Origin of the sequence: Phocaeicola sp. RTP21198st1_B8_RTP21198_201120 (assembly GCF_040929485.1) — a bacterium.
Lineage (GTDB): Bacteria > Bacteroidota > Bacteroidia > Bacteroidales > Bacteroidaceae > Phocaeicola > Phocaeicola dorei.
In genome coordinates, this window is the sequence record NZ_JBCOCI010000202.1 from 1 (window position 1) to 2,419 (window position 2,419).

The following is a 2,419-nucleotide window of genomic DNA, read 5'->3' on the forward strand; positions in this document are numbered from 1 at the left end:
TGGGTGTGACCTGAAAAGTCACGTAATTGATTGTTAAACAGCAATGTATATTGCAAGATTTAACCCGCTGTTCCGTCAGCGGTAGCCTACTATAAGGTGCATCTCCAGTGATGGGTTGTGCTAAGCTTATAGGACAAAGTACACTTTCCGAAAGGACAAGACTGAACCGTGAGGGAACGTCAAGGGCGGTTAGTATCATACCGTCGAGTGGCGAGGCTGGATAGCATGGTTAACGTAAGTGAACTGACTTTAGCCGTCGTAAGGTTTGAAGGAGCGCAAGATACTTTAGCTCTCACCAAAAGGTAAGCAGTCGGATAACCCTCGCCCATGTTGGGGTTACACGGACATAGCACTGCCGGCGGACTTGGCAGAACCTAAACTATCCGTTTGTCAATTGCGTGGAACAGGGCAAGCCTGTATCTCTCTCGTAATAATGCGAGTAAGCGAACCGCAAGGCAAGCCGAATGGGGTGCAGGTATGAGATAACGGAGAAAGCGAATGCCGCCCTGTAATGGGGAGGATACGGATTGAACCAACATCACGAGTTAATGAGGGTAACATCATCCGACACGAAAGTGGGCAGACTTCCGTATATGGTAACTCTTTACAAGATAACTTTTAGAACTTTCAAAAGGAGGAAAGCAAATGAACGAGATTAAAACATCGTGTGCGCCTGCTGACAGCAGGAATCTGACTTGGGACGGTATGAACTGGTCTAAGTGTGAAACCTATGTCCGAAAGCTACAAGCGCGTATTGTAAAGGCTCAGAAAGAAGGCAGACATAACAAGGTGAAAACCTTGCAGTGGATGCTTACTCACTCTTTTTACGCCAAGGCATTGGCAGTAAAGAGGGTTACTTCCAACAAAGGGAAGAATACGTCTGGAGTAGATAAACAGCTTTGGGACTCTCCCAAGCGCAAGTACAAAGCAATCGGTGAACTTAGACGTCGTGGCTACCATCCACAGCCGCTCCGTAGGGTTCACATCAAGAAAAAGAACGGTAAACTCCGACCGTTGGGAATACCGACCATGAAAGACAGGGCGATGCAAGCATTATATCTCATGGCATTGGAACCGATAGCCGAAACGACAGGCGACCGTTTTTCTTACGGCTTCCGAAAGAAGCGCAGGACAATGGACGCAATTCGTCAGATTGATACGGTTCTAAATCGCCAGCATTCCCCCGAATGGATTTTGGAGGGAGATATTAAGGGTTGCTTCGACCACATCAGTCACGACTGGCTTATTGAAAATATCCCTATGGATAAAACAATACTCAGAAAATGGCTGAAATGTGGAGCTGTATTCAATGGTAAACTGTTCCCGACAGAAGAGGGTACACCACAAGGAGGTATCATATCACCGACACTTGCAAATATGGCACTTGACGGACTTCAACCACTCTTGGCTGAAAGATTCAAAAGACGTTTCATCAACTATAAGACATTCCACTACAAAGTGAATCTTATCAGGTATGCGGACGACTTTATAATCACAGGTCGAGATAAGGAATTATTGGAAAACGAGGTCAAACCAATGGTGATAGAATTTCTCAAAGAAAGGGGTCTTACCTTATCCGAAGAGAAAACTACCATTACGAACATATACGATGGATTTGATTTCTTAGGTTTCAATGTAAGGAAGTTCGGCAAAAGGCTGTACACATCTCCGTCCAAAGATGCACAGAAACGCTTTAGGGCAAAAATCAGTGACATCGTTAAAGGACATAAAATGTGTAAGCAGGAATCGCTGATACGAATGCTCAATCCTGTGATAACAGGTTGGGGAAACTATTACCGATATGGTGCATCAACCAATGCTTTTCACGGTTGCGACAATCACATTTACAACCTCACAAAGAAATGGGCTTTACGTCGCCACCCAAAGAAACGCAAGTCTTGGGTTGCAGATAAGTATTGGCATGAAATTCGGGGGCGTAAATGGACGTTTGCATGGAAATATGAAACAAAAAGCAAGAAAGTGAACTACCTGACCCTTAAAAGGTTGTCGGATATACATTATACTCCGTACAAGCAAGTCAAGGGGGAGGCAAACCCTTTCGACCCGGAATACGATGATTATTTCTTTCAGCGAAAGGAGCAACAAATGCTGGAATCTCTCAAAGGACGTAAGTCACTCTTATATTTATGGAACAAGCAGAAGCGGACTTGTCCGTTATGCGGCAAGGAGATAGATTGTACAAAAGCATGGAACGTCAATGAAATATCTGTTGGTGGTTCAATTGTACGGCAACTTGTCCATAACAACTGCTACAAGCGAAATAAACGAAACTGTTGAAAGTATGAGCCGATTTCTAACAACAAATAGAAATATTGAGTTGCTTGAGCCGTATGAGGGGAAACTCTCACGTACGGTTCTTAGGGGAGAAAGGGGCAGTAATGCCCTTGACTTACCCGAT

General features: G+C 44.5%; 1 protein-coding gene and 1 pseudogene. Both read left to right on the forward strand.

Translation table 11 applies throughout. From position 1 onward, the window contains the following. The first annotated feature begins 645 nt into the window (after positions 1-645). A complete protein-coding gene (gene ltrA, locus AB5935_RS24470; RefSeq protein ID WP_070612981.1) occupies positions 646-2,298 on the forward strand; it encodes a group II intron reverse transcriptase/maturase in 1,653 nt (550 codons plus the stop codon). Next, positions 2,234-2,419, forward strand: a pseudogene (locus tag AB5935_RS24475) (conjugal transfer protein TraG); the annotation flags it as partial. The gene ltrA and the pseudogene AB5935_RS24475, both read left to right, overlap by 65 nt.

What these genes read in the sequence shown, in the direction of transcription:
- ltrA (WP_070612981.1), top strand. Translation starts at nt 646, where the DNA reads ATGAACGAGATTAAAACATCGTGTGCGCCTGCTGACAGCAGGAATCTG.